Genomic DNA, 22,982 nt, shown 5'->3' on the forward strand with positions numbered 1-22,982 from the left:
TAGAATCATGAAAGTACTCGAATTTCCTTTAGTCAGAATTACTTTAGGTTTCCTGTCAGGAATTCTAACCGCTTTCTATTTCAATCCAAATCCAAAATATGTTTTTAGTCTGTTGATTCTCTGTTTAACAGCATTAAGTATTTTGTTCTGTTGGAAGAAAAAATCAAGCAATAAAACGTTCTATTTTTCAATTCTCACTTATTTTATTTCTTTTTTAATTGGAATAAGCAGTTTGATTGTTCAAACCAATTCATTACAAAAAAGTAATTACAGCAATAATGATGTTTTCGAAAAAGAGAGCAGTATTACACTAATTATCAGAGAAAAATTAAACAATAGCCTTTATAATCAACGCTATATTGCTTTAATTCAAACCATCGACAATAAAAATTATTGTGGTCGAATTTTATTAAACATTCCTAAAAAGTACGACATTAATTCAATTGAAATAGGAACAAAATTGCGTATTCAGGGTTTTTTACAAAAGAATAAAAAACCAGATAATCCTAATCAATTTGATTATGCCAATTATCTGAATCAAAAACAAATTTATGCGCAATTGTATGTTTATTCGGGGAAAATCGAAATAAATCCTGTTCCTCAAAAAGACATTTGGTTTTATGTTTCAAAAATTAATTCCAGAATTATCCGCAATCTGGAACAATCTAATTTTGACAAAACAGCATTGGCTGTAGCATCAGCATTAATTTTAGGTCAAAGACAGGACATCGCTCCCGAAATTATTCAGGATTATCAATACGCCGGCGCTGTACATATTCTGTCGGTTTCTGGTTTACATGTGGGTTTTATTTTTCTGTTCATCAAATTTCTGCTGAGTCCAATTCCTAATACCCGAAAAGGTTCTTTTATCAAACTGACTACGATATTAATTAGCTTATTTCTTTTTGCGCTAATTGCCGGTTTATCGCCGTCTATTGTTCGTTCGGTAGTGATGTTTTCATTTGTTGCTATTGGATTACATCTTAGAAGGAGCGTCAACATTTACCACACCTTATTAGTTTCAATACTTTTAATATTACTTTTTCAGGCTTATTTTTTATTCGATGTTGGTTTTCAACTCAGTTATCTTGCTGTATTTTTTATTGTTTGGTTTCAGCCTGTTCTGGCTGCTTATTGGAAACCAAAAAATAAAATACTCAAATACAGCTGGGACATTTTGACTGTTTCATTCGCTGCACAAATAGGAACTTTGCCTTTAAGTCTGTATTACTTTCATCAGTTTCCAAGATTATTTTTCATAACAAATTTGGCTGTAATTCCGTTAGTCAGTATCATCATGTTTATTGGAATAACAGTGATGGTATTTGCTATTATTGGATTCACACCTTTCTGGCTGACCAAACCTTTAGAATGGAGTATTATTTTATTGAACAAAATAATCAATACCATTGCATCTTTCGAACAATTTATAATTAAAGATATTCCGCTTAATTTTAGTCTGTTAAGCTGTAGTTACATTGTAATTATTGCAATGGTAATCTGGCTAAAGAAACCTGTTTTTAGCCGAATTGCATTTTTCTTAATTTCGATTATTGGATTACAATTAGCCTTATTAATAAGCAATTGGCAAATTCAAAATCAGCAAGAATGGATTGTTTTTAATGCAAAAAAAAAGACATTAATCGGACAACGAAACGGCAACGAAGTAATTTTTTATTCGAATGATAGTATTACACGGAAAAATAAAATGCTAAATTCTTATTTGATTGGAAATTTTAGTGGAATAAAACATCAAAAAAAGCTACAGCACACCGCTTATTTTAAAGGAAATAAAATCCTTATTTTAGATAGCTTAGGTATTTTTCCAAACAACATAAAACCAGATATTGTACTACTTACTCAGTCGCCTAAAATAAATGTAGACCGAATGCTTTTACAGTTAAAACCAAAAATAGTAATTGCCGATGGCTCTAATTACAAATCTTTACTAACACAATGGGAAAACAGTTGTAATAAACTAAAAATCCCTTTTCATGCCACTGCCGAAAAGGGATTCTATAAATTAGAATAAAATTATTATCTTATTTTTGATTCAAAATTTCATCAGCTACACCCAACCATGCCGTTGGACCACCAGCTACATAACCCGTTTTACCAAGACCCATGAAATTTACTTTCTGATCTTCTGTTTTAGTAGCTTTTGCAAAATAAATTGTTGGATATCCCTGAACGCCAAAAGCATTTTGTATTTCATAATTTTGCCTTCTAACTTCTGGTGTTTGAGGTACAGCTCTAGGATAATCTAATTCTACCAATATTACTTTCTCTTGAGCCCATTTAGTAAATTCCGGAGTTTTAAAAACCTCTTTTTGTAAACGAATACACCATCCGCACCAATCACTTCCTGTGAAAAACATTAGTAAAGGTTTATTTTCCTTAGTTCCTATAGCAATTGCTTCTTTTACATCAGTATGCCATTTTAATTCCTGAGCCTGAGCAGAAATAACGCCGATACAAAAAACAGCAATTAAGTATATTTTTTTCATTTTAATTTTTTTACGAATTTAAGCAAAAACAATACCAATAAATTGTTAATTAACACCGTGCATTAGTTTTTTCATTACAGGATGCAACGCAATTACTATTATTCCTGCTGTAATAGGGACAATAGTAAATATTAAAAAGAAGGTAGATAATGAATAAGCATTAGTAATGTTCTCAATTTGCCCACCAAGTATTGCTGCTAGTTTACTTCCTATTGCAATAGCTAAGTACCACATACCAAACATAAAAGCAACCATTCTAGCCGGAACCAATTTAGAAACATAAGAAAGTCCCACTGGCGACAAGAATAATTCTCCTAACGTATGGAATAAATAAGCCAAGATTAGCCAGATCATAGAAACTTTTACACCCGAACTTATTCCGTAAGAACCATAAGCTAATAATCCAAAACCTATAGCCATAATAATTAATCCTAAACCATATTTAGCTGATGCTGGCGGATTGTATTTGCTTTCCCATATTTTGGAAACATTCGATGCCAAAGCAATAATAAAAAAGGAGTTTAAGATAGAAAACCAGGTTGGATCAATTTCTGAAGCTTCTTTGCTAAATTCTCTGTTCAGCATCCAGATCGAAATTCCCCAAACCATTATAAAAGTAATGGCTAATACAATATTTGAAACAGTTATTTTTTTCCAGGTTTGTTTTGCTAATAAGAACAAAACCCATGAAATAATTATTAAAGGAACTACTGTCAGTAAAGTATTAATCGTATTAAAAACGGTCAAAGAAGTTCCTGCTAAACTTCTGTCAACATTGTCTCTTGCAAAAAGAACTAAAGAAGAAGCTCCCTGCTCAAAAGACATCCAGAAAAATATCGTAAAGAAAGCAAAAACAATTACGGCAATCATTCTATCTCTTATTATTGCAGTATATCGTACTAAACGAGAAATAACCAGAATTAAAAACAAAACCAATCCTACTAATATCGCAACAATAGAACCATCGAGTCCATTGACTTTAAAATCAAATAAATTAATTCCGCCTATTTTAGAAAGCGGATCATTAAAAGCATACAACAATCCAAGCACTGTTGAAATCACGATTAGAACATAATCAATAACAGTAAAAGGATTTGGTTTATCTTCAGGATTGTTTAAAGTATTTGCTTTGGCAATTGAAGCCTCTCTTTTTTCTTTAGTTGGAACATCTCCTGCATCACCAAATAATGATTTTGCCATCCAAAACTGTAAAGTTCCTAATAACATAAAAACACCTGCTAAACCAAAACCCCAACGCCAACCTAAATTAGAAGCCAAATAACCACAAAGCATCATTCCGAAAAAAGCCCCTGCATTTACTCCCATATAAAAAATGGTATAAGCACTGTCTTTTTTCTCAGGAAAACCTTTATACATTTCAGATAATATCGAAGTCATGTTCGGCTTAAAAAATCCCGTTCCAATAACCAATAAACCTAGACCTATATACAACATTAGCGGTGTATCCAGAAACATCGCGACATGTCCTAAAGTCATAATAAACGAACCTAAAACCACAGCCCAGCTGTAACCAATATACCTATCGGCTATAATTCCTCCAAAAATTGGCGTGATATATAACAGCAAAGCATAGGTTCCGTACAAGGCACCTGCATTTTCAGCGTTCCAACCCCAGCCAGCATTTTCTCCCGTAATAGGAGCTGTTAAAAATAAAATCAATAATACACGCATTCCGTAGAATGAAAACCGTTCCCACATTTCAGTAAAAAACAGTACAAATAATCCTGCCGGATGTCCTAAAACAGGATTTTTAAAAAAATTATCTTGAGTATCTTGATTCATAAAAAATGATATTAGTAGGTTGGTATTTGGGTAAATTAAAATTCTATTCCAAATATAGTTCTAAAATTTTTAATTCGATTTATAGATTTTCATTAATAAAATTAGTCATCTTATTAAATAATTGAATTCGTGTCATTCCGCCGTAAATTCCGTGATTACAATCAGGATAAATCTGGGAATCAAATTGTTTATTATTTTGAATTAAAGCATTCATCATTTCCATCGAATTTTGTAAATGCACATTATCATCGGCACTACCATGAATTAATAGAAATTTCCCTTTTAACTGTTTTGCAAAATTTATTGGCGAATTATCATCATAACCACCAGGATTCTCCTGTGGCGTATGCAAATACCTTTCGGTATAAACTGAATCATAAAAACGCCAATTAGTAACCGGAGCAACCGCAATCGCCATTTTAAAAATATCATTTCCTTTCAAAATACAATTCGCAGCCATAAATCCGCCATAAGACCAACCGAAAATACCTATTCTTGATTTATCAACATACGGATAATTCCCAATTACTTTTGCAGCATCAATTTGATCTTCTACTTCGTATTTACCAAGTTGTAATTGCGTCACTTTTTTAAATTCAGCACCTTTAAAACCAGTTCCTCTTCCATCTACACAAACCACAATATAACCTTTTTGCGAAAGCATAAAGTTCCAATAATCATCCAGAGTATTCCATTGATTCGCTACTTGTTGTGAGCCCGGACCTGAATATTGTGTCATAAAAACAGGATATTTTTTAGATGCATCAAAATCTTTTGGTTTGATAATCCAGGCATTTAATTCATGTCCTTTTACTGTTTTTAAAACAAAAAACTCTTTTGCGGGCAAATTGTATTCTTTCAATGAAGTTGACAAAGCAGCATTGTTTTCAATCACTTTCAACTCTTTTCCTGATTTTACTTCGTTCAAAGTATAAGTTGTAGCTTGGTTTACACTAGAAAAAGTACGAATATAATAATCGAAATTTGGACTAAAAGCTGCTTCGTTTGTTCCTGAATTAGCAGACAAAGCAACTTTGTTGTTCCCTTTCAAATTTATTTTATAAACGCCTCTGTTGATGGAACCATTTTCGGTAGACTGATAAAAAACAGTATTTGTTTTTTCGTCCAGTCCATAAAATTTGGTCATTTCCCAGTTCCCTTTAGTCACCTGATTTTTTAATTTCCCAGTTTTATCATAATGATAAATATGATTGAATCCGTCTTTTTCACTCGTCCAGATAAAACTATTGTCTTTTAGAAAAGTAAGATTATCAGTGACATCAACATAAGCTTTGTCTTTTTCATTCAAAATTACTTTTTTAGCTCCCGAATTTCCGTCAATAAAAAGCAAGTCCAGATTATCCTGATGACGATTCAAAACCTGAACCGATAAAACATTCGCATCATTGGTCCATTTTATTCTTGGAATATAAAAATCATTGTAATTACTTAAATCTACTGCTTTAGTATTTTTCGAAACAACATCAAAAAGATGCAATGAAACTTCCGAATTCTTTTCTCCCGCTTTTGGATATTTAAACGTATTGACCGAAGGATATAACTCTTTATTAAAAACCGTCATAGAAAATTCCGGTACCTGCGATTCATCAAATCGAATGTAAGCTATTTTTTTGCTATCGGCTGACCAATCAAAAGCACGAACAAAAGAAAATTCTTCTTCATAAACCCAGTCACAAATTCCGTTTATAATGGCATTTTTCTTTCCGTCATTGGTAACCTGAATCGTTGTTTTTGATTCGATATCATAAACATATAAGTTATTTTCTCCGGCAAAAGCAATCTTTTTTCCATCGGGAGAAAATGTTGGTTCCTGAATTTGGAAGTTGAACAATTCAGTCAATTTCTTTTTCGAAATATCATACAAATAATAATTGGCAGTAAAAGAATGACGGTATATTGGAGTTGAATTAGAGGCTAACAACAGCTTTTTTTCGTCAGAATCAAAAGTATAACTATCAATTCCAGCTAAGTCTTTATGATCTTTAGAATCAATAATAGTAGCTGTTTTTTGTAAAGTAGCAAAGTCAAACAAATCAATTTGCGTAGATTGTGTAGCCTGATTGTAATTTAAAACGGTATATTGATTGGACTTTTTTAGCAAATGCAATTCGTCCATATCCTGAGTTCGAAATGCGCCGCGATAAATAGACTCAACTGTGATTTTTTGTTGTGCAAAAACACTTGCGGTCAACAAAAACAAAACGAAAGAAAATAACTTATGATTCATAATTTTTAGTTCTTAATAAAACATCTTCGATTTTAGCCAAAAAATCACAATTAGCTTACATTAATTGTAAACCGCAAAATAACAATAATCCTATTTATTGACACTAAATTAATCGCAAATAAAAAGGCTAAAACGTATCTTTGCGCCTTATTACATTATATTCCCTTGAAAATGAACACAGCCGTAGCAGGATTCTCTAAATTATCAAAAGAAGAAAAAATTAACTGGATAGCATCAGCCTATTTTTCAAACCCGGAAAATGCCGTTCAATTATTAAAAAACTATTGGAACGCTGATGAAAAACTTCAAAAACTGCATGATGAATTTATAGAAAACACGATTAGTAATTTTTACATTCCACTGGGAGTTGCACCAAATTTTCTAATTAATGGAAAATACCATACCATTCCAATGGCTATCGAAGAAAGTTCGGTTGTGGCTGCCGCTTCAAAATCGGCTAAATTTTGGGCAAGCCGCGGTGGTTTTAAAACTACGGTTATCAATACTGAAAAAATAGGTCAAGTTCATTTTATTTACAAAGGAGATATTTCCAAACTCGAATTATTTTTTGCCCAAACAAAAACAAAATTTTTCTCTGAGACAGAAAACATTACTAAAAACATGCAACAACGTGGCGGCGGAATTCTGGATATTACGTTGGAAGACAAAAGCATGTTACTTGAAAATTATTTTCAGCTTCATGCCACTTTTGAGACCAAAGACAGTATGGGTGCTAACTTTATCAATTCCTGCTTAGAACAATTTGCAAGCATTTTAAAATCAGAAGCACAGGCTTACGAACTTTTTTCTGAAGAAGAAAAAGACATCGAAGTAGTAATGAGTATTCTTTCGAATTACGTTCCTAATTGTATCGTTCGTGCTGAAGTTTCTTGTCCGGTAGAAGATTTAGCCGAAAAACATATTTCTAATCCGGAAGCATTTGCTGAGCGTTTTGTACGTGCAGTTCAAATTGCCGAAGTGGAACCGTTTAGAGCAGTAACGCACAACAAAGGAATCATGAACGGAATTGATGCCGTAATCCTGGCTACCGGAAATGATTTTAGAGCGGTAGAAGCCGGAGTTCATGCTTATGCAGCCAAAGAAGGTCAATACAGTAGTTTGTCGCACGCCAAAATAGAGAATGGTATTTTTAGTTTTTGGCTCGAAGTTCCATTAGCACTAGGAACTGTCGGCGGATTAACAAGTTTACATCCTTTGGTAAAACTTTCATTAGAAATGCTCGAAAATCCATCAGCAAGTCAGTTGATGGAAATTGTTGCTGTTGCAGGATTAGCACAAAATTTCGCTGCTTTGCGTTCGCTAACCACTACAGGTATTCAGGATGGACACATGAAAATGCATCTGAATAATATTTTGAACCAATTTGAAGCTACTAATGATGAACGTCATTTAATACAAAAGCACTTTAAAAATCATGTAGTTTCTCATAGCGGAGTGGTTAATTTTATTGAGAATCTAAGAAAACAATAAACGGTCGAGATAATAATTCAATTAAAAAAATGGATACAAAAAAAACATTTTACAGTAACGGAAAATTATTAATCACGGCTGAATATTTGGTTTTAAACGGAGCTAAAGCATTGGCTTTGCCAACAAAATTTGGACAAAATTTAATCATCGAAGAAAATAACAATCCGGATATAAAATGGAAAAGTTTTGATTCTGATGGAAGTATCTGGTTTGAAGCCACGCTTACTTTCGACGAAATAAAAGAAGCCACAGTTAGCGAAGATGCTGTCAAAAGCACTTTAATAAAAATTTTGCATGAAGCCTATCTTCTAAACCCTGAATTCCTAAATCAGGAATACGGCTATCAAATTACTACCGAATTGACTTTTCCTAAAAAATGGGGATTAGGCACTTCTTCTACCCTTATCAACAACATTGGTCAATGGTTAAACATTGATGCTTTCGAATTATTAAATAATAGTTTTGGCGGCAGCGGATATGATATTGCCTGTGCGCAAAACAACAGTCCAATTACGTACCAACTAAAACAAGGAAAACCAAAAATTGACAAAATCAGTTTTCAGCCAAATTTTACTGATGCTATTTACTTTGTCTATTTGAATAAAAAACAAAGCAGTAAAACGGCGATTGCTAATTACAGAAAGAACATAACTGCCGATATAGAAAAAAGCATTGCTAAAATCGATAAGTTAACACAAGAAATCATTCAGGCAAAAATCAGTAAAACTATGGCTCAGGCAGTAACTAAACATGAAACTATAATGAGTTCCATTTTAGAAACCCCTGCTGTAAAAGAAAATTTATTTTCTGATTTTATGGGCGAAATTAAAAGCCTAGGGGCCTGGGGCGGTGACTTTGTAATGGTAATTTCAGAAATCAATCCTATTACCTATTTTAAATCAAAAGGGTACGCTACAATTATTCCTTACAAGGATATGATTCTTGAATAATATTTTAAAAAATAAGACATAAAAAAAGGTCCCGAATTACTTCGGGACCTTTTTTTATTTCAGCTAGTTAAAAACTAGTAATTGAATTGTTTTCTGTTATCTTTAATATCAGCAATATCTTTAAGAGCTGGCAATACTCTATTTACATCTCCTGCTGATTCTGCTTTTACTTTAGCAACATAAGGAGCAACATCTTTTACCGCTGGAGCTTTAACAACACTTGTAGTTTTAACTACATAAACTCCTGTATTTCCTTCGATAGGAGCCGAAATTTTATTAGCAGCTAATGCAAATGCATTTCCTACCACTCTTGGTTCCTGACCTACTCCACCGTTTAATACCGGATTATCTAAAGTAACATTAACAGCTTGTTCTACTTTACTTCCTGTAGCCTTAGCAATTCCTTCAAGAGAAGTAGCTGTCATTTTAGCTTTAAGCATTTCTGCTTTTTTAGTTTTCTTCAATTTCGTTTCGATAAAAGGTCTTACCTGATCTAATGGAGCAAATCCTGAATCATCGATATCTTTTACTTTAGCAATTACGTGACCAATATTAGCTACCTCAAAACGTTTTACTGAACCTACTTTAGTATCATCTTCAAATGCCCATCTAACGATGTTTCTTTGATTTCCTAAAGCTCCAAAGCTCTCGTCCATTGCTTTTACTGAAACAGCTGGTGTAACAGTCAATTTCATTTCTTTAGCTGTTTTGTTAAAATCGTTATCTGCAACTTTCATTTCGAATCCAGTAGCCTGTGTAAAAATTTTATCTGAAGTAGCTTCTGATGCTTCTAATTTTTGAGCTACAGTAGCTAAACGAATTCCGTCTTGCTTATCAGTAACTTTAATAATGTGGAATCCAAAAGGAGTTTCAACTAAACCGATTTTTCCAATACCACTATTGAAAACAAAATCATTAAATGGTTTTACCATTTGATTTGGTCCAAAATAACCTAAATCCCCACCTTGTTGAGCAGACGAATCATCAGAATATTGGAAAGCCAACATCATAAAACTATCCGGATTAGCATTAACCTGAGCTAAAACTTCTTCTGCTTTAGCCTTAGCTTCTTCTTTTGTTCTTTTTTCTCTTTGGTTAGGAACCTGAGCTCCTTCATAACTAATTAAGATATGGCTAGCCTTAGCATTTACACCTGCTTTTTTACCTAATGATTTTGAAATACAGTAGTAATCACCAAAAACATAAGGACCATAAACAGCACCTGGAGCCAAATTAAATAATTGATCAGCATCTACAGCCGGTAAATCTTTTTTAGCAACATAAGTAGAATCATAAGGAATATCAGAATTTGAATTTACAAATTCAACAACATTATTTGTAGTTCTAAATCCAGCTAAAGTATCATTTTTACCAGTTGCCTGATTGTAAACTACACTTCCTGCTAATAATGCATTGATTTTTGATTTTGCCTCAGCGATATCTGCTGGTGATGGTTTGTCTTCAATTAAAACATATTCAATAGCACGAGATTCTTCCGCTTTGTATAGTTTTTGATTTTTCTTCATGTAATCTAAAATCTCAGCGTCAGTCACTTTTACATCACTGTCTTTGATAGAAGAATACAAAGCACCTACATATGAAAAGTTAGCTTTATTTGATTCTAACTCATATTTCAATTTACCTTCAGCTTGTGTAGTATAAGTAGCTGATTTAATTAAAGTACTGTAAATTTGGTATTTTGCGTTTAATTCAGCGTCTCTTTCTCTTTGTTTCAAGAATTCAGCTTGTGCTGGATTAGCTTTAAAGTATTCTTTAAATTTAGCCAGGTCAAACATTCCGGCAGCATTCTGGAACATTGGATTTTGACCAATATTTTGATCAGCTTTTAAGATTTCGATAATGTGTTTTTCACCTACTCTTAATCCTAATTTATCAAACTCAGAAGTTAGTAAAGCTACAGAAACTTCTTGTTCCCAAACTCTGTTAGCAGCTGCTGTAGAAGTGATTCCCTGACCACTTTTTTCAACATCACTTACTTTAAGTCTAAAACTTTCAAATGAAATATCTTTTCCATTAATGCTTCCTACATCTTTTGAGGTACTGCTAAAACTACCGCTTTTGAATAAATCACCAATGATAAATGCAAATAAAGCCAATGCAATAACTGCAATCATTAAAGCGGAGCGCTGTCTAATTTTTGATAAAACTGCCATTTTTATTGTTGTTAATTTTATATTCAGTTTGCGAAAATACAATTATCTAGTTAATAATAATACAAGTAACGTTTTATTTTAAAAGATTTTTTGTTTTTCTAAAAAAATCACTCTTTTACGGTCATTTTCACTAATTCTATTTTTTTATTTGTGGCTTCTTCAATCACAAAATGGTAATTTCCTATGGTGATTTTTGCTGCTTTTTGAGGAATTTCTTTAGTAAAATCGACAATAAAACCGCCCAAAGTTCCGTAAGAATCACTCTCGGGAATTTGTAGTTTATACGTTTGATTCAAATATTCTACATCAAAACGAGCCGAAAAAAGATACACATCTTCTTCTAATTCTTTTTCGATTAATTCTTCGTCAGAATCATGCTCGTCTTCAATTTCTCCAAAAAGTTCCTCTACAATATCTTCTACCGTAATCATGCCCGAAGTTCCTCCGTATTCATCCAGAACGATTGCAACACTTCTTCGTTTTTTAATCAACAAATCCATGACTTCTTTAATATAAACCGTTTCCGGAACAAATTCTACAGGAATAAGAATCGACTTGATTTTTTTGGGTTTTTTAAACAAATCAAACGAATGCACATAACCAACAATTTCGTCTAATGAATTTTCGAAAACCATAATTTTAGAATATCCGGTTTCGATAAATAATTCTTTAAGTTCCTGAACCGAATCGTACAAATCTATCGCAACGATTTCCGTTCTTGGCATCATAATATCGCGGGCTTTTACTGCCGAAAATTCCAGTGCATTTTGAAAAATCTGAATTTCTGAATCTATTTCTTCGTCATCTTCAACAGCGCTCATTTGTTCAGTAATATAATTTCCTAATTCAATTTTCGAAAAATACAATTGGATTTCGTCTCCTTCGGTTCTAAAGAACTTCTTTAAAACAAAATCTGAAATCCAAATAATAAATGTCGAAATAAAATAAAAAAGCTGGTAAAAGACATAGGCAGGAACAGCAAAAAACTTGATTAAAACATTAGAATAAATCTGAAAAAAGATTTTTGTAAAAAATTCTGCCGTTATTAAAATAATCAATGTCGAAATCACGGCTTGAATAAGCAAACTCAACCAAGTCGAAATAGCATAATTCAGTGAATGAATCCAATGCATTACGAGTTCGCCCATGAAAAAGCCATAAATCACCAATGCTAAATTGTGACCAATAAGCATTGCGGCAATAAATTGAGATGGTTTTTCGGTAAGTTTAGTTAGAATTCCGGAAATAAAACCATCTTGTTTTTTTTCGATTTCAAGATAAATTTTATTCGAAGAGATGAATGCTATTTCCATCCCTGAAAAAAAAGCAGCTAGTATTAGACATGATATTATAATACTAATTTCCATAAATTATGATTTATGGTTACGATCCTGCATTTTTTTTACAAATCTTCTTCTGAAGAAAAACATAAAAATCCCTAAACCAGCCATTAAAAGACTTAACATTGGAGTCGCTTCGGGATCATTCCATTTTACTACTGCTTCATAAATAAAAAACCCAGCTAATAAAAGGTAAACATAAGGTGTATATTTAAAAAAGGTCATGATATATTAAATTTAAAATTATTCGGAAGATAATACTTCACCAGTTATTCGTTGAGAATTAATTACTTTAAAATCTTTGCTAAAATCGATTCCCTGACCGTTTGAAGCGCCTTTTAAATCAGTTAATTTAAACTTTTTTTCGGTAAAAAACCATTCGTTTTTTTGATCATAATACAATTGTTCCGTTTCCAGTTTTTGACCGTCTTCGGAAACAATTTTTACTTTTCCCTGCAAATCTATGATATTTGTACTTTTATACGAAACAGCATAATTTGAAGTTATGCGGGTCTTTTTTTCCTTTTTATCATAAACCGTAAGATCAATTCCTTTTGGAAATTCAGTAAAAGCAAAATCTACCGTGGCATAATCCAACATTTTCGAACTTATCAAAACTGCTTTTATCAATCCTGAATCGGTGTATTTTAAGTTTACATTATCAGCATCACCGGAAGGTGTAAACTCAGTAAAATTATTCTGCTGTACTTTCTTAAAATTACTTTCACACCCAAAAAACAGAGTCACGGCTACTGCCATGACTGCTATAAATAATTTATTTTTTTTTAATAAAAACACGCTCAAAGTGATACGATATAAATTGATATTTCCGGGCAATTATTAGTCATACTTTCTCTTAACGAACCATCTGTCGTTTAATGAAAGACCTATACTAAATTTAGCATAATTTTCCTGAATCAAACCAGCCGAAGTTGTTCCTCTTTTCCCAAATTCGAAACCAAAGTTTACATTAGAAAAACTTCCTGTAACCGGCAATCCTAATCCAAAACTTACTCCTGCATCTTTAATAGACTGAGCATCTACAATCAAGCCTGTTTCTTCGTATTTAATACCGGCTCTGTAAACAATTCTTTTAAAATAACTACCAAACTGGCTGTTATAATTAGGAATATAATATCCTCCAATACTATATCGCATTGCTTTTTCATAAGATACTCTAGACGAAGTATTGTAAGTATTAGCCAAATCACCCTGACTAGCTGCAACAATTTGTGCTCCCACTAACCATTTTCTTGCTTCACCAATTCCTAATCCAAATTTCAATTCGCTAGGCAAAGTTAAGTTTTCTGTCTCTGTTTCTTCATCTGCAACTTGTACCGCAGAGAAATCAAAACCAGTAGAAAAGGTTACTGCAGCTAAGTTTCTAGTATTGCTAGACGCTAATTTACCTTCTAATCTATAACTCAAACTACTGAATAAACTTAATTTTTTATTCAATTTTGTTTGATACATAGCACCAAAATTAAAATTCACACCTGATAAGTCAGCTCTGTTTAATTCACGGCTTCCATTAGCAACTCCGTTGATGTATTGTAAATTAGTCGTTTCAATTCTACCAAAATTATAATCTACATTGGCTCCTACACTTAACTTTGGAGCTATTTTATAGGAAGCACCAAAAAAAGCTTTCGTCATTCCTCCCGTTGCATAATCACGACTACTTTGACCACCTTCTACAGCAGAAATATTCTCCACTTTATAACCTACAGATGAATATGGAATCAAACCAAATCCAACCGCTAATTTCCCCATAGGTAATCCCACAGCCAAATAATCAAAAGTGGTTCTCTTAGCCTGTTCAGAGCTGGAACTATTTTTTAACGTAGTTGTATTGTAAGTTCCCCCAACAGTAAATGTGGTTAACTTTAGATTAGAATAACTTGCCGGATTATCTAAGTTTAAATGAATACTATCCTGTTCCACCTGAATTCCAGACATAGAACGGCTTTCAATTGTTCCTTTAAATCGCACATCGCCAATCCCATAAAAAGAATAAGGCGACGAAGTCCCCTCCTGAGCAAAAGAAACCATTGAAAAAAGCAAACAAAGGCTTGATATAATTTTTCTAATCATTTTTGATTTTATATTGAAATGTTTGGTTCAAACTCTCCAAAAGGAAATTTGAATTGGCAAATATGGTATTTTTTAATCGTTTAGCCAAAAAAACTGCATCTCCACCAGTTAAAATTATGATAATATTTTTACAGCTTGCCTTATATTCATCTACAAAACCGTCAATCTCATAGACCAATCCGTTTACGACACCTGAATGAATCGATTGTGAAGTTGATTTTCCAATAAAATTTTCCGGACTTTGTAAAGACAATAACGGAAGTTTTGCCGTAAAATGATGCATGGACTCGTAACGCAATCGTAATCCAGGCGCTATAGCACCGCCCTGATATACATTGTTTTCATCAACAAAATCATACGTAACACACGTTCCCGCATCAATTATTAATCTATTTTGATTGGGATACAACAAAGTAGCTCCCGCTGCCAGCACCATTCGATCAATTCCTAAAGTTTTTGGAGTCCCATAATTATTGGTGAATGGGAAAATATCTTCATGAGAAACAAAATGAACTTCAAGCTGATTTTCGAATACTAAAAAAGATTTTTTGTCGACATCTCCCACTGAAGAAACTACCAAATGAACTATAGCCTGAAATTTTTCTAAAATTTTTTGAATGTTTTCAGCAAGTTCGATTTTATCAAAAACAAAATGCTCTAAAAGAGTATCTCCCTCAAAAACAGCTGCTTTAATTCGGGTGTTACCCACATCAACAGTTACTATCATATTTTGAATTTTGGTTTTGCGAAGATACAAATAGATTTTTTCTTAAAAATGTTTTGGAGAAACTAAAAAAGATTCTATATTTGCACCCGCGTCAAGCACGGTACCTTAGCTCAGATGGTAGAGCAATGGACTGAAAATCCATGTGTCCCTGGTTCGATCCCTGGAGGTACCACAAAACCCGAATAGCAATATTCGGGTTTTTTGTTTTTATAGTTCCCGAATAAAATCACTTTTATAAAAAACAAAAAAACCTCCCGTTTCCGGAAGGCCTCTTCAACTACACAAATTACTATTTAAAACTATTTCATTAAACGTACTTCATAAATACCTGTAATAGACGAATTAGGTTTAGCCTGAAATTTTACTTCCAGTAATTTTGGATTTGACTTTAAAACCTCAGCAGGAATTTCGATAGTTTTATCAACAAACTGATTCCCTTCTTTGCCATCTAATGTTATTGAAGCCACTAAAACAGCATTCAAATACACATCAAAATTGCGATTTTTGTCTGAACCAAAATAAGTGAATCTTAATTTACGGGCTTCTGCTTTTGGATTTTTCAATTCATAACTAAAGAAACCTTTTCCGTTTCTATAATGAAGTTCTTTATAAATTCCGGTGTCCGTTTGTTCTCCTTTAAAATTATGATCGTTTTCCGGTTGTTGCTCTCCGGCAGTAACCAAATCTATCGTTTGTGCTTCCAGTTTCATCTTAGCTTCTTCCCTTTCTTTCATGGCAGCCTGCAATTCCGGCAATTTCTCCTTAGTTGTATAAGGCCAATACAACATATATCGTGCATCATGAATTTGGAAAAAAGGCACTAATTGTAAATCTTTAAATTGTTCCTGATAAGTAATATCAGAAATCGAATATGTAAAAGGTTTATTTTTTACCGCTGTTATAGACTGCGCTAAATCAGTTGAATTTGAAACCAACATTGGTGCCTCTTCAATAGGATAAATGGGTCCGCTGGCAATGTGTCCCATTCGGCTTCCATCGGCTCTTAATCCTGTTAAATCCGTCTCGCCAGTAACTGCAGCAAGAACAATTGGTCCGTGTAAAAATGACACCCAATTTGATTTATCAGGCAATTGTTCCGTTTTATTATGCATTGGTAACACTATCGAAATTACATCTCCCGATTTCCATTTTCGATTAATTACAACATACGAATTCGCATCTTTTTTAATCGCTACATCTTTACCATTTACTTTGATTTTTAATTCTCCATTCGTTACCCACGAAGGATATCTGAATTTAACAGCAAACTTTTGTGACTTCTTTAAATCCAATGTAAAAGTTGATTGTTCTTCGAAAGGAAACTTCGTGCTTTGCGTTAGTTTCAATCCTTTTTCCTTCCATTCTAAAGTAGATGGAATAAAAAGATTCACGTATAAATTTGCAGCATCATGTGCATAAATCATTTCGCCGTATTTTCCGTGATTTTCTAAACCCGAACCCACACAACACCAAAAAGATTCCTGAGGCTCTGAATACACACGATAATGACGCGGACGAATAGGCGTAAAATACACAAATCCACCTTCAGGATGTTGCGATGACAGAATATGATTGTAAGTCGTACGCTCATAATAATCCATATATTTCGAATCAGGATTCGTTAAAAACAAATGCTTACTCAATTTCAACATATTGTAACTATTACAGGTTTCGGGACCTTCACGAGACTCGAGCATCGAAGAAAAATCATTCGACGGATTAAAATGTTCTCGCACACTGTTTCCTCCTATAGAAATAGTTCTATTATCAACCACTGTTTTCCAGAAAAAGTTAGCTGCATCAGCCCATTTTGCATCACCACCAACTTCGGCAACACGCATAAAACCGATAACTTTCGGGATTTGTGTATTAGCATGAATTCCGTTTAACTTATCTTCATTATGCAATAAAGGATCTAAAATAGTTTTATGCGAAAATTTCTCAGCCAAAACCAAATATTTTTTATCTCCTGTAATGGCAGCTACATCAGCAAAAACTTCGTTCATTCCGCCATGCTCACTTTTTAGCATCAGCTGGATTTGCTCATCCGAAAGATTCGCGACTAATTTCAAACACCAATCGGATAATTTGATCAGCATTTGTTTCGCTTTTTCATTTCCTGTCAAATTATAAGCATCTACCAGACCTGCATAAACTTTATGAATATTGTACCAAGGCACCCATTTTTTATTCAAAGAAAAACCACCGGCATCAATTTTACCTTTGGCAATATCAGCCCACAATTCTCTGCTTCCCGGAACTCCTCCTATATATCCATCTCCATTTTTTAATTGGCATTTTTCTAACCAATTCAAAACATAATCCAGACGTTCTTTTATTTGCTGATTTCCGGTTGCGGCATACATCTCAGACAAAGCCGAAAGGTAATGTCCGCCAATGTGCCCGTCTAATCCTGTATTTTCCCAGTTACCATAATTATCTTTTAACGGAGTTAGTCCAGCTTCTTTTAAATAAGGAGCCAATAATCTATCGGCATCAAGTTCTAAAATATATTTCATATCCGTTTGTTGAGCCTTTTGAAAAGGACTTTCCAATAAACGAACAGACGACAACGGAAAAGATTGCAATTGCGCCGACTGACTATAAACAGCAGTACTTAACGTAATCAAAACAACCGACCATAGATTGTTTTTTACATTTTTTAATATCATAATTTTGGTTTAGTTAGTTATTAAAAGTAAACTTTTACTTGAATTTGTTTTTAAAACAATTAAATATATATTTTAATCAGTCTTAGCATTTCGACAAACAACTATGACGCTTTCATTTAATAATTTTCTTTTTTGCTTGATCAAAAAAGAAACAAAAAAATCAAGTCTTACGCTTCCTCCTCGGTCAAATTAGTTTTCGAATGCTAAAAGAAAAGAACTCGCTACGCTCAAACAGCTTTTCTTTTTACGCATCCTTCAAACATTTGACACTCGACTGCGAAAGCTAAGGACATTGAAAAAATTATTTTTTGGTTTTTATTCGAATAAGCGAAAATGAATACGCTGGTAGTTCGCTTGAAAACTCTTCATTTACTGAAATAGTATCTGTTTTTGGTAAAGCCGTTTTACTATCTGGTGCTCCAGTTAATAAAGTACGACTAGCATTCGAAGCTGTTACTCCCAAATTTTTCAAATTCAATTGGGTATTTACCGCAACAGGAAGCATATTAACTAATTTTAAAATCAAATCGTTACTTTTACTATCACGCACTACTGAAACTCCGATACGTTTTCTAACCGGCTCAGTGGTATCAGAAATACTAATATCATTAGAAAAATAAATATCTCCCGGATTGTTTCCATACATTTTTTGAACCTGATAACCCACGGTTGGTTTCACTTCTGAATTATTAAAATAAATAATATCCGGATTCCATTGTGTATGACCTTCTTTAGCCAGCATTGGCGCAATCGAAGCCATACTTACCACATCGCCATTACGTTCAACTGATGTTAAATACAGGGCTTCCGCCAAAGCCGTTTCAATATTATTAGGACGTCCCGGTAAAAAAGCAGCATATTCTCCTAAATATACTTTTGCCTTAGAACGATCATATTTATCATAAAAATCCTGATTATTAATAAACCATCCCACCGATTCGTAATAATGCTCGTCAACCATCGGAACATTTAACTTATCAGCAATTGCCCAGCCTTCGTTATAATCCGTTCCTTCATAAAATGGCCCAACAGTTCCAATTACAGTAATTTCAGGATATTTTGCTTTTACAGCATTAAAAATCATAGTAAAACGCTCTTCAAAAATATCAGTAATCAAATCTTCGTTTCCTACTCCAATATATTTAAGATTGAATGGTTTAGGATGACCTGCTTCGGCACGTTTTTTACCCCATTTTGTATTGACACTTCCATTAGCATATTCGATTAAATCGAGTACATCCTGAACATATTCGTCCATTTCCTCCATTGGGATTCCGCCTTGTTGTCCTTCTCCACCCACTCCTGAATTTTGACATGGAACTCCAGCAGCTACTACAGGTAAAGGCGCAGCACCCATATCTTCACAAAACTGAAAATATTCGAAATAGCCCAATCCCATTGATTGATGATAATTCCATAAATTACGTTGTGGTTTTCTGGCTTCTAGTGGTCCAATGGTATTTTTCCAATGGTAAATATTTTCTAAACCATTACCATGTGCTACGCAGCCACCCGGAAAGCGCATAAACTTTGGCTGAATATCGGCAATTGTCTGAGCTAAATCGGCTCGTAAACCATTTTTACGCCCTTTGAAAGTTTTTTGCGGAAAAAGTGAAATCATATCCAATGCGATACTTCCTGCACTTTGAGGAATGATTTCTAATTTAGCATCAGCCGCCGTTTTATTCGAAACTAAAACAGCTGTGTATTTTTTCCAATTAGTACTATTCGAATTAATGGTCGTTTCTCCATATTTTTCTCCATTTTTTCCAACTAAGCGAATAAGTAATTTTGTATTGGCTTCAGCCAAATTTCTGGTAAAAAGAGAAAAATCATATTTATCGCCTGCTTTCAAAGCAATTCCGTCAAAACCTTCATTGCTTAATCCTTTTCCAACCTCAGCCGTTTTTAAAACAGCATAATGTTTATTATTATCATGAATTGGCATCACCGAATCAATACTAAAAGTATTTTGATTTCCTGAAATACTCCATGCTTTTTTACTATCCCATGATTTATCGCGACCTTGTTTATCACTCAAAGTATATTCAAAACCACGATTCTGAATTAGCTCAGCATACAATCCTCCATCGGCAGCATAATTAATATCTTCAAAAAATATTCCAGTAAGCATATTGCTAATTTTTTTATTCTGAGAAGCATTTACGGTAATTGTAGCATTTACAGGTTTTAAACCAGCAAAACGAGTTGCATCGGTCTTAGAAGATTCTTCTTTTAATTGGTTATTATAAGTACCTAATTGTTCAGCTTTAATCAAATTATTTACTAATTCCCAGTTCACTTTATAAACTGTTCCTCTTTGATTTATTCCTCCAACAGCTATTGTTTCTCTCAAATCAACCCGGTCTGAATCCTGAATGTTTTTTGTATTCGAATAATTAACAAAATTAGTTGTCGTTACAGCATGAAACTCTTTTTTAGAATTTCCGGAACTCAACCATGATACCGTAAAAATGCCTTTATCTTGAGACACTACAGTTTGCAAACAATTATTATTTGTCATCACCGGAGGATAAGACTGACGTCCCCAGCTAATTAAATCTTTAGAAGCGGCATGAGCAAATGTACCGTCTGTATCATTCAATGTCCAGACACAATGCCAAGTTTTTTGATTATCCTGAAAAAGATAAGGTGCCTGCATTTTTTTTTGCGCGCCCCAGCGTCCATAATCAGACAATAGAAAATTAAAATTTTGCCCTATCGAATTCCAGCTTTTCTTATCAATACTCCAGGCAAATTGCAGTCCTGTTCTTCCTGATAAATTTTCAGGTGTGTAAGCAAATAAATATACTGAACCCGGATGAATTAACTTTTTATTGTCCTCTGCAAAAATGGGCAGAACCATTAAAACACTCATTACAAATACAACAACATTCAGTTTGGTTTGATTTTTCATTGGTTTATTCTTTTGTAAAATATAAAGTTGGAATTAACAAATGTAAAAAAAACATTTATAATTTCAGACTATAATTTCATAAAAGCAAAAAAGCCACTTTTAAAGCAGCTTTATTAAAAGATAAAGCCCATGCAAAATAATTTACATGGGCTTTGAAACAAACTAATTAAAAAAGCTTTTTAATATCTATAAATTAATATCCGTTATTACCAAACTGAGTCGCATTTGAAATAGCATCTAAGAAAGATCTTGGAATTGGCCTAACAAGGTGTTTTCCATCAACAAAATTAGTTCCCGCAATAGGATTTGTTTGATCAAGATAAGCTTTATTCAACTTGCCCATACGTTTTAAATCTATCCATCTCATGTGTTCACCAGTTAACTCTCTGGCTCTTTCTTTTAAAAGAAAATCAACATTTATTTGTGAAGCCAAAACTACCATTTCGTTTTCTCTTGATGTTAAAGCAGCTCTTTTTCTCAAAGTATTTACATAACCTACAGCTTTATTCTGGTCGTTACCATTTAAAATAGCCGCTTCGGCAGCAATTAGATAAATTTCTCCTAAACGAATAATAGGAATATCACCTAACCAATATTGATTACTCTGACAATATAATGCAGCCGAGAATTTTCGCATCGCTGGAAACATATTAATCAAATTAGGATCATTTGGGTACAATGCAGGATCTTTATATCTATTTGTTCCCGGTTCAAACAAATCACTTGGATCAGCTACAAGCATTGGCATTTTACTTTTTGTTACAGCATCTATAGTCCAGTTAGGTGTAAAAACAGCTAATCCTTCGTCATTATTCATATTTACCTGCTCTTCGATTCTTTGAGAATAGAAGTTAACCGCCGGAGCTGCTTGAGCCAAGGTATTTTTAATTGTGTACCCTACTACAGAAGCATCTTTTTTATAAGCAGTCGCCATGGCTTGCGTAATAGTTTTAGCGGCAGCCGCATAAAACTTAAACGTAAATGTTTCAGCAAAACGAGTATCAGCAGGAGATTCTACCGGAGAAAAAACTTCGGTAAGCAAATATTTACTTGGCTTCAACAAACGGCTGTTTGCTCTTCCATATAAAATACTTGTTGCTCCGGTTCCCCATTCGGCACCTCTGGTTGCTAAATCAGGTAAATAATATTGTCTAGTTCTTCCTCTGTTCCAAGCTTCTGGATTTAATCCGCTTACGTGATCAATTCCCTGAGTGAATAAAAATTCAGTATTATTTTTATTATTTTGACCACTCCATAATTTAGCAAAACCAGATTTAGTATTATCACTCACATACAAAGCAGTATTGTATTTTGAAGGATTATTGATTAATTCCTCAGCTGTTTCAAGAGCTAATTGCGCATACTTTTGAACTTCGCCTAATCTTGTTCTTTGCAAATACACTTTAGCCAATAAACCATAAGCTGCTTTTTTAGCAATTCTTCCCTGTAATGTTTGCTTTGTTGGAAGATGTGTGCAGGCAAATTTTAAATCTTCAATAATCAAATTATAAAATTCCTCCTCAGAACTACGTACTGGTGCATTATCTACTCCTTCTATAATAGATGATTTTGTTCTTAAAACAACTCCGCCAAATTGCTCTACAAGTAAGAAATTATTAAAAGCTCTTAAAAAATAAGCTTCAGCTAATTTTGCATTTAACTCATCAGTAGTAGCATATCCTTTTACATCAGTTGCATAATAAATAGCCGTATTACAAAGGTTAATTGTAGAATAAGCCGTTCCCCAAATTACTTTAAGATTTCCATCATCAGGATTTAACTGGCTTGCATATTGTGCAAATCCAATTCCTCCACTACCTACATTTTCCCAGGAATCAGTTCCTGCTTCATTTGGCGCTATAAAATCTACTTTTCCATATAAGAAATAAAGATTTTCATAACAGCTATCAATCAAACCTTCAAATCCTGATCTTTCACCATAAGATTTGTCTAAAGAAACCGTTGTACGGTTTTGTTCGTCCAGACTACACGATTGAAATATTCCAATCGAGAGGAATAAAAAGACGATTGCTAATTTTTGATTTATATTTTTCTTCAT

15 protein-coding genes and 1 tRNA gene are annotated in these 22,982 nt (G+C 33.4%); 4 read left to right on the top strand and 12 right to left on the bottom strand.

Annotation, left to right across the window (positions count from 1 at the left end):
- Nucleotides 1-7 precede the first annotated feature (7 nt).
- A complete protein-coding gene (locus FEM21_RS10110) occupies nt 8-2,032 on the top strand; it encodes a ComEC/Rec2 family competence protein (protein ID WP_035660110.1) in 2,025 nt (674 codons plus the stop codon).
- Nucleotides 2,033-2,042: 10 nt separating this feature from the next.
- Here FEM21_RS10110 and FEM21_RS10115 read toward each other — a convergent pair whose 3' ends face one another.
- The 3 genes from FEM21_RS10115 to FEM21_RS10125 form a co-directional block, all read right to left on the bottom strand.
- On the bottom strand, nt 2,043-2,507 hold the full coding sequence (locus FEM21_RS10115) for a thioredoxin family protein (protein WP_035660111.1): 465 nt from the start codon (nt 2,505-2,507) through the stop codon (nt 2,043-2,045).
- A 45-nt stretch (nt 2,508-2,552) separates the two neighbouring features.
- Nucleotides 2,553-4,310 carry a peptide MFS transporter gene (locus FEM21_RS10120; RefSeq protein ID WP_035660113.1) on the bottom strand — a complete coding sequence of 586 codons (1,758 nt, stop codon included), beginning with the start codon at nt 4,308-4,310 and terminating at the stop codon, nt 2,553-2,555.
- Between the two features lie 79 nt (nt 4,311-4,389).
- A complete protein-coding gene (locus FEM21_RS10125; protein ID WP_035660114.1) occupies nt 4,390-6,558 on the bottom strand; it encodes a S9 family peptidase in 2,169 nt (722 codons plus the stop codon).
- Nucleotides 6,559-6,729: 171 nt separating this feature from the next.
- On the opposite strand from FEM21_RS10125, the gene FEM21_RS10130 reads away from it, so the two are divergent.
- Together FEM21_RS10130 and FEM21_RS10135 are read left to right on the top strand one after the other, a co-directional pair.
- Nucleotides 6,730-8,049 carry a hydroxymethylglutaryl-CoA reductase, degradative gene (locus tag FEM21_RS10130; protein ID WP_035660116.1) on the top strand — a complete coding sequence of 440 codons (1,320 nt, stop codon included), beginning with the start codon at nt 6,730-6,732 and terminating at the stop codon, nt 8,047-8,049.
- A 29-nt stretch (nt 8,050-8,078) separates the two neighbouring features.
- Nucleotides 8,079-8,999: a GYDIA family GHMP kinase gene (locus FEM21_RS10135; RefSeq protein WP_035660118.1), complete on the top strand. Its 921-nt coding sequence runs from the start codon at nt 8,079-8,081 to the stop codon at nt 8,997-8,999.
- A 74-nt stretch (nt 9,000-9,073) separates the two neighbouring features.
- Here the strand turns inward: FEM21_RS10135 and FEM21_RS10140 are convergent, their stop codons facing one another.
- From FEM21_RS10140 to FEM21_RS10165, 6 genes are all read right to left on the bottom strand, one after another.
- Entirely contained in the window at nt 9,074-11,173 is a 2,100-nt protein-coding gene (locus tag FEM21_RS10140; protein ID WP_035660120.1) for a peptidylprolyl isomerase, read from the bottom strand.
- A 107-nt stretch (nt 11,174-11,280) separates the two neighbouring features.
- Entirely contained in the window at nt 11,281-12,540 is a 1,260-nt protein-coding gene (locus FEM21_RS10145; RefSeq protein ID WP_035660122.1) for a hemolysin family protein, read from the bottom strand.
- A gap of 3 nt (nt 12,541-12,543) precedes the next feature.
- Nucleotides 12,544-12,738 (bottom strand): hypothetical protein, encoded by a 195-nt coding sequence (locus FEM21_RS10150; protein ID WP_035660124.1) that lies wholly within the window; start codon nt 12,736-12,738, stop codon nt 12,544-12,546.
- Between the two features lie 18 nt (nt 12,739-12,756).
- The gene (gene lptC / locus FEM21_RS10155) at nt 12,757-13,311 is read right to left on the bottom strand and encodes an LPS export ABC transporter periplasmic protein LptC (RefSeq protein ID WP_035660125.1); all 555 of its coding nucleotides are present in this window, start codon (nt 13,309-13,311) and stop codon (nt 12,757-12,759) included.
- Between the two features lie 42 nt (nt 13,312-13,353).
- The gene (locus FEM21_RS10160; protein ID WP_035660127.1) at nt 13,354-14,607 is read right to left on the bottom strand and encodes a membrane protein; all 1,254 of its coding nucleotides are present in this window, start codon (nt 14,605-14,607) and stop codon (nt 13,354-13,356) included.
- On the bottom strand, nt 14,600-15,334 hold the full coding sequence (locus FEM21_RS10165) for a type III pantothenate kinase (protein ID WP_035660128.1): 735 nt from the start codon (nt 15,332-15,334) through the stop codon (nt 14,600-14,602). The genes FEM21_RS10160 and FEM21_RS10165 overlap by 8 nt, the downstream gene beginning before the upstream one ends.
- Nucleotides 15,335-15,433: 99 nt before the next feature.
- Here FEM21_RS10165 and FEM21_RS10170 point away from each other — a divergent pair.
- Nucleotides 15,434-15,506, top strand: a tRNA-Phe gene (locus tag FEM21_RS10170).
- A gap of 127 nt (nt 15,507-15,633) precedes the next feature.
- On the opposite strand, the gene FEM21_RS10175 is transcribed toward FEM21_RS10170, so the two are convergent.
- The 3 genes from FEM21_RS10175 to FEM21_RS10185 form a co-directional block, all read right to left on the bottom strand.
- Complete coding sequence (locus FEM21_RS10175) at nt 15,634-18,006, bottom strand: glycoside hydrolase family 127 protein (protein WP_051627551.1); 2,373 nt, start codon at nt 18,004-18,006, stop codon at nt 15,634-15,636.
- Nucleotides 18,007-18,307: 301 nt separating this feature from the next.
- A complete protein-coding gene (locus FEM21_RS10180) occupies nt 18,308-20,923 on the bottom strand; it encodes an alpha-L-arabinofuranosidase C-terminal domain-containing protein (RefSeq protein ID WP_035660131.1) in 2,616 nt (871 codons plus the stop codon).
- Nucleotides 20,924-21,116: 193 nt separating this feature from the next.
- Entirely contained in the window at nt 21,117-22,982 is a 1,866-nt protein-coding gene (locus FEM21_RS10185; RefSeq protein WP_035660133.1) for a RagB/SusD family nutrient uptake outer membrane protein, read from the bottom strand.

The sequence above is a fragment of the Flavobacterium seoulense genome (assembly GCF_000695795.1).
Taxonomy (GTDB): Bacteria; Bacteroidota; Bacteroidia; order Flavobacteriales; family Flavobacteriaceae; genus Flavobacterium; species Flavobacterium seoulense.

Excerpts from the sequence above, each read along its gene's own strand:
- FEM21_RS10145 (WP_035660122.1), bottom strand. The coding sequence starts at position 12,540 with ATGGAAATTAGTATTATAATATCATGTCTAATACTAGCTGCTTTTTTT.
- FEM21_RS10180 (WP_035660131.1), bottom strand. The coding sequence starts at position 20,923 with ATGAAAAATCAAACCAAACTGAATGTTGTTGTATTTGTAATGAGTGTT.
- FEM21_RS10140 (WP_035660120.1), bottom strand. The coding sequence starts at position 11,173 with ATGGCAGTTTTATCAAAAATTAGACAGCGCTCCGCTTTAATGATTGCA.
- FEM21_RS10150 (WP_035660124.1), bottom strand. The coding sequence starts at position 12,738 with ATGACCTTTTTTAAATATACACCTTATGTTTACCTTTTATTAGCTGGG.
- FEM21_RS10175 (WP_051627551.1), bottom strand. The coding sequence starts at position 18,006 with ATGATATTAAAAAATGTAAAAAACAATCTATGGTCGGTTGTTTTGATT.
- FEM21_RS10115 (WP_035660111.1), bottom strand. The coding sequence starts at position 2,507 with ATGAAAAAAATATACTTAATTGCTGTTTTTTGTATCGGCGTTATTTCT.
- FEM21_RS10185 (WP_035660133.1), bottom strand. The coding sequence starts at position 22,982 with ATGAAGAAAAATATAAATCAAAAATTAGCAATCGTCTTTTTATTCCTC.
- FEM21_RS10135 (WP_035660118.1), top strand. The coding sequence starts at position 8,079 with ATGGATACAAAAAAAACATTTTACAGTAACGGAAAATTATTAATCACG.
- FEM21_RS10165 (WP_035660128.1), bottom strand. The coding sequence starts at position 15,334 with ATGATAGTAACTGTTGATGTGGGTAACACCCGAATTAAAGCAGCTGTT.
- FEM21_RS10130 (WP_035660116.1), top strand. The coding sequence starts at position 6,730 with ATGAACACAGCCGTAGCAGGATTCTCTAAATTATCAAAAGAAGAAAAA.
- FEM21_RS10160 (WP_035660127.1), bottom strand. The coding sequence starts at position 14,607 with ATGATTAGAAAAATTATATCAAGCCTTTGTTTGCTTTTTTCAATGGTT.
- FEM21_RS10110 (WP_035660110.1), top strand. The coding sequence starts at position 8 with ATGAAAGTACTCGAATTTCCTTTAGTCAGAATTACTTTAGGTTTCCTG.
- FEM21_RS10125 (WP_035660114.1), bottom strand. The coding sequence starts at position 6,558 with ATGAATCATAAGTTATTTTCTTTCGTTTTGTTTTTGTTGACCGCAAGT.
- FEM21_RS10120 (WP_035660113.1), bottom strand. The coding sequence starts at position 4,310 with ATGAATCAAGATACTCAAGATAATTTTTTTAAAAATCCTGTTTTAGGA.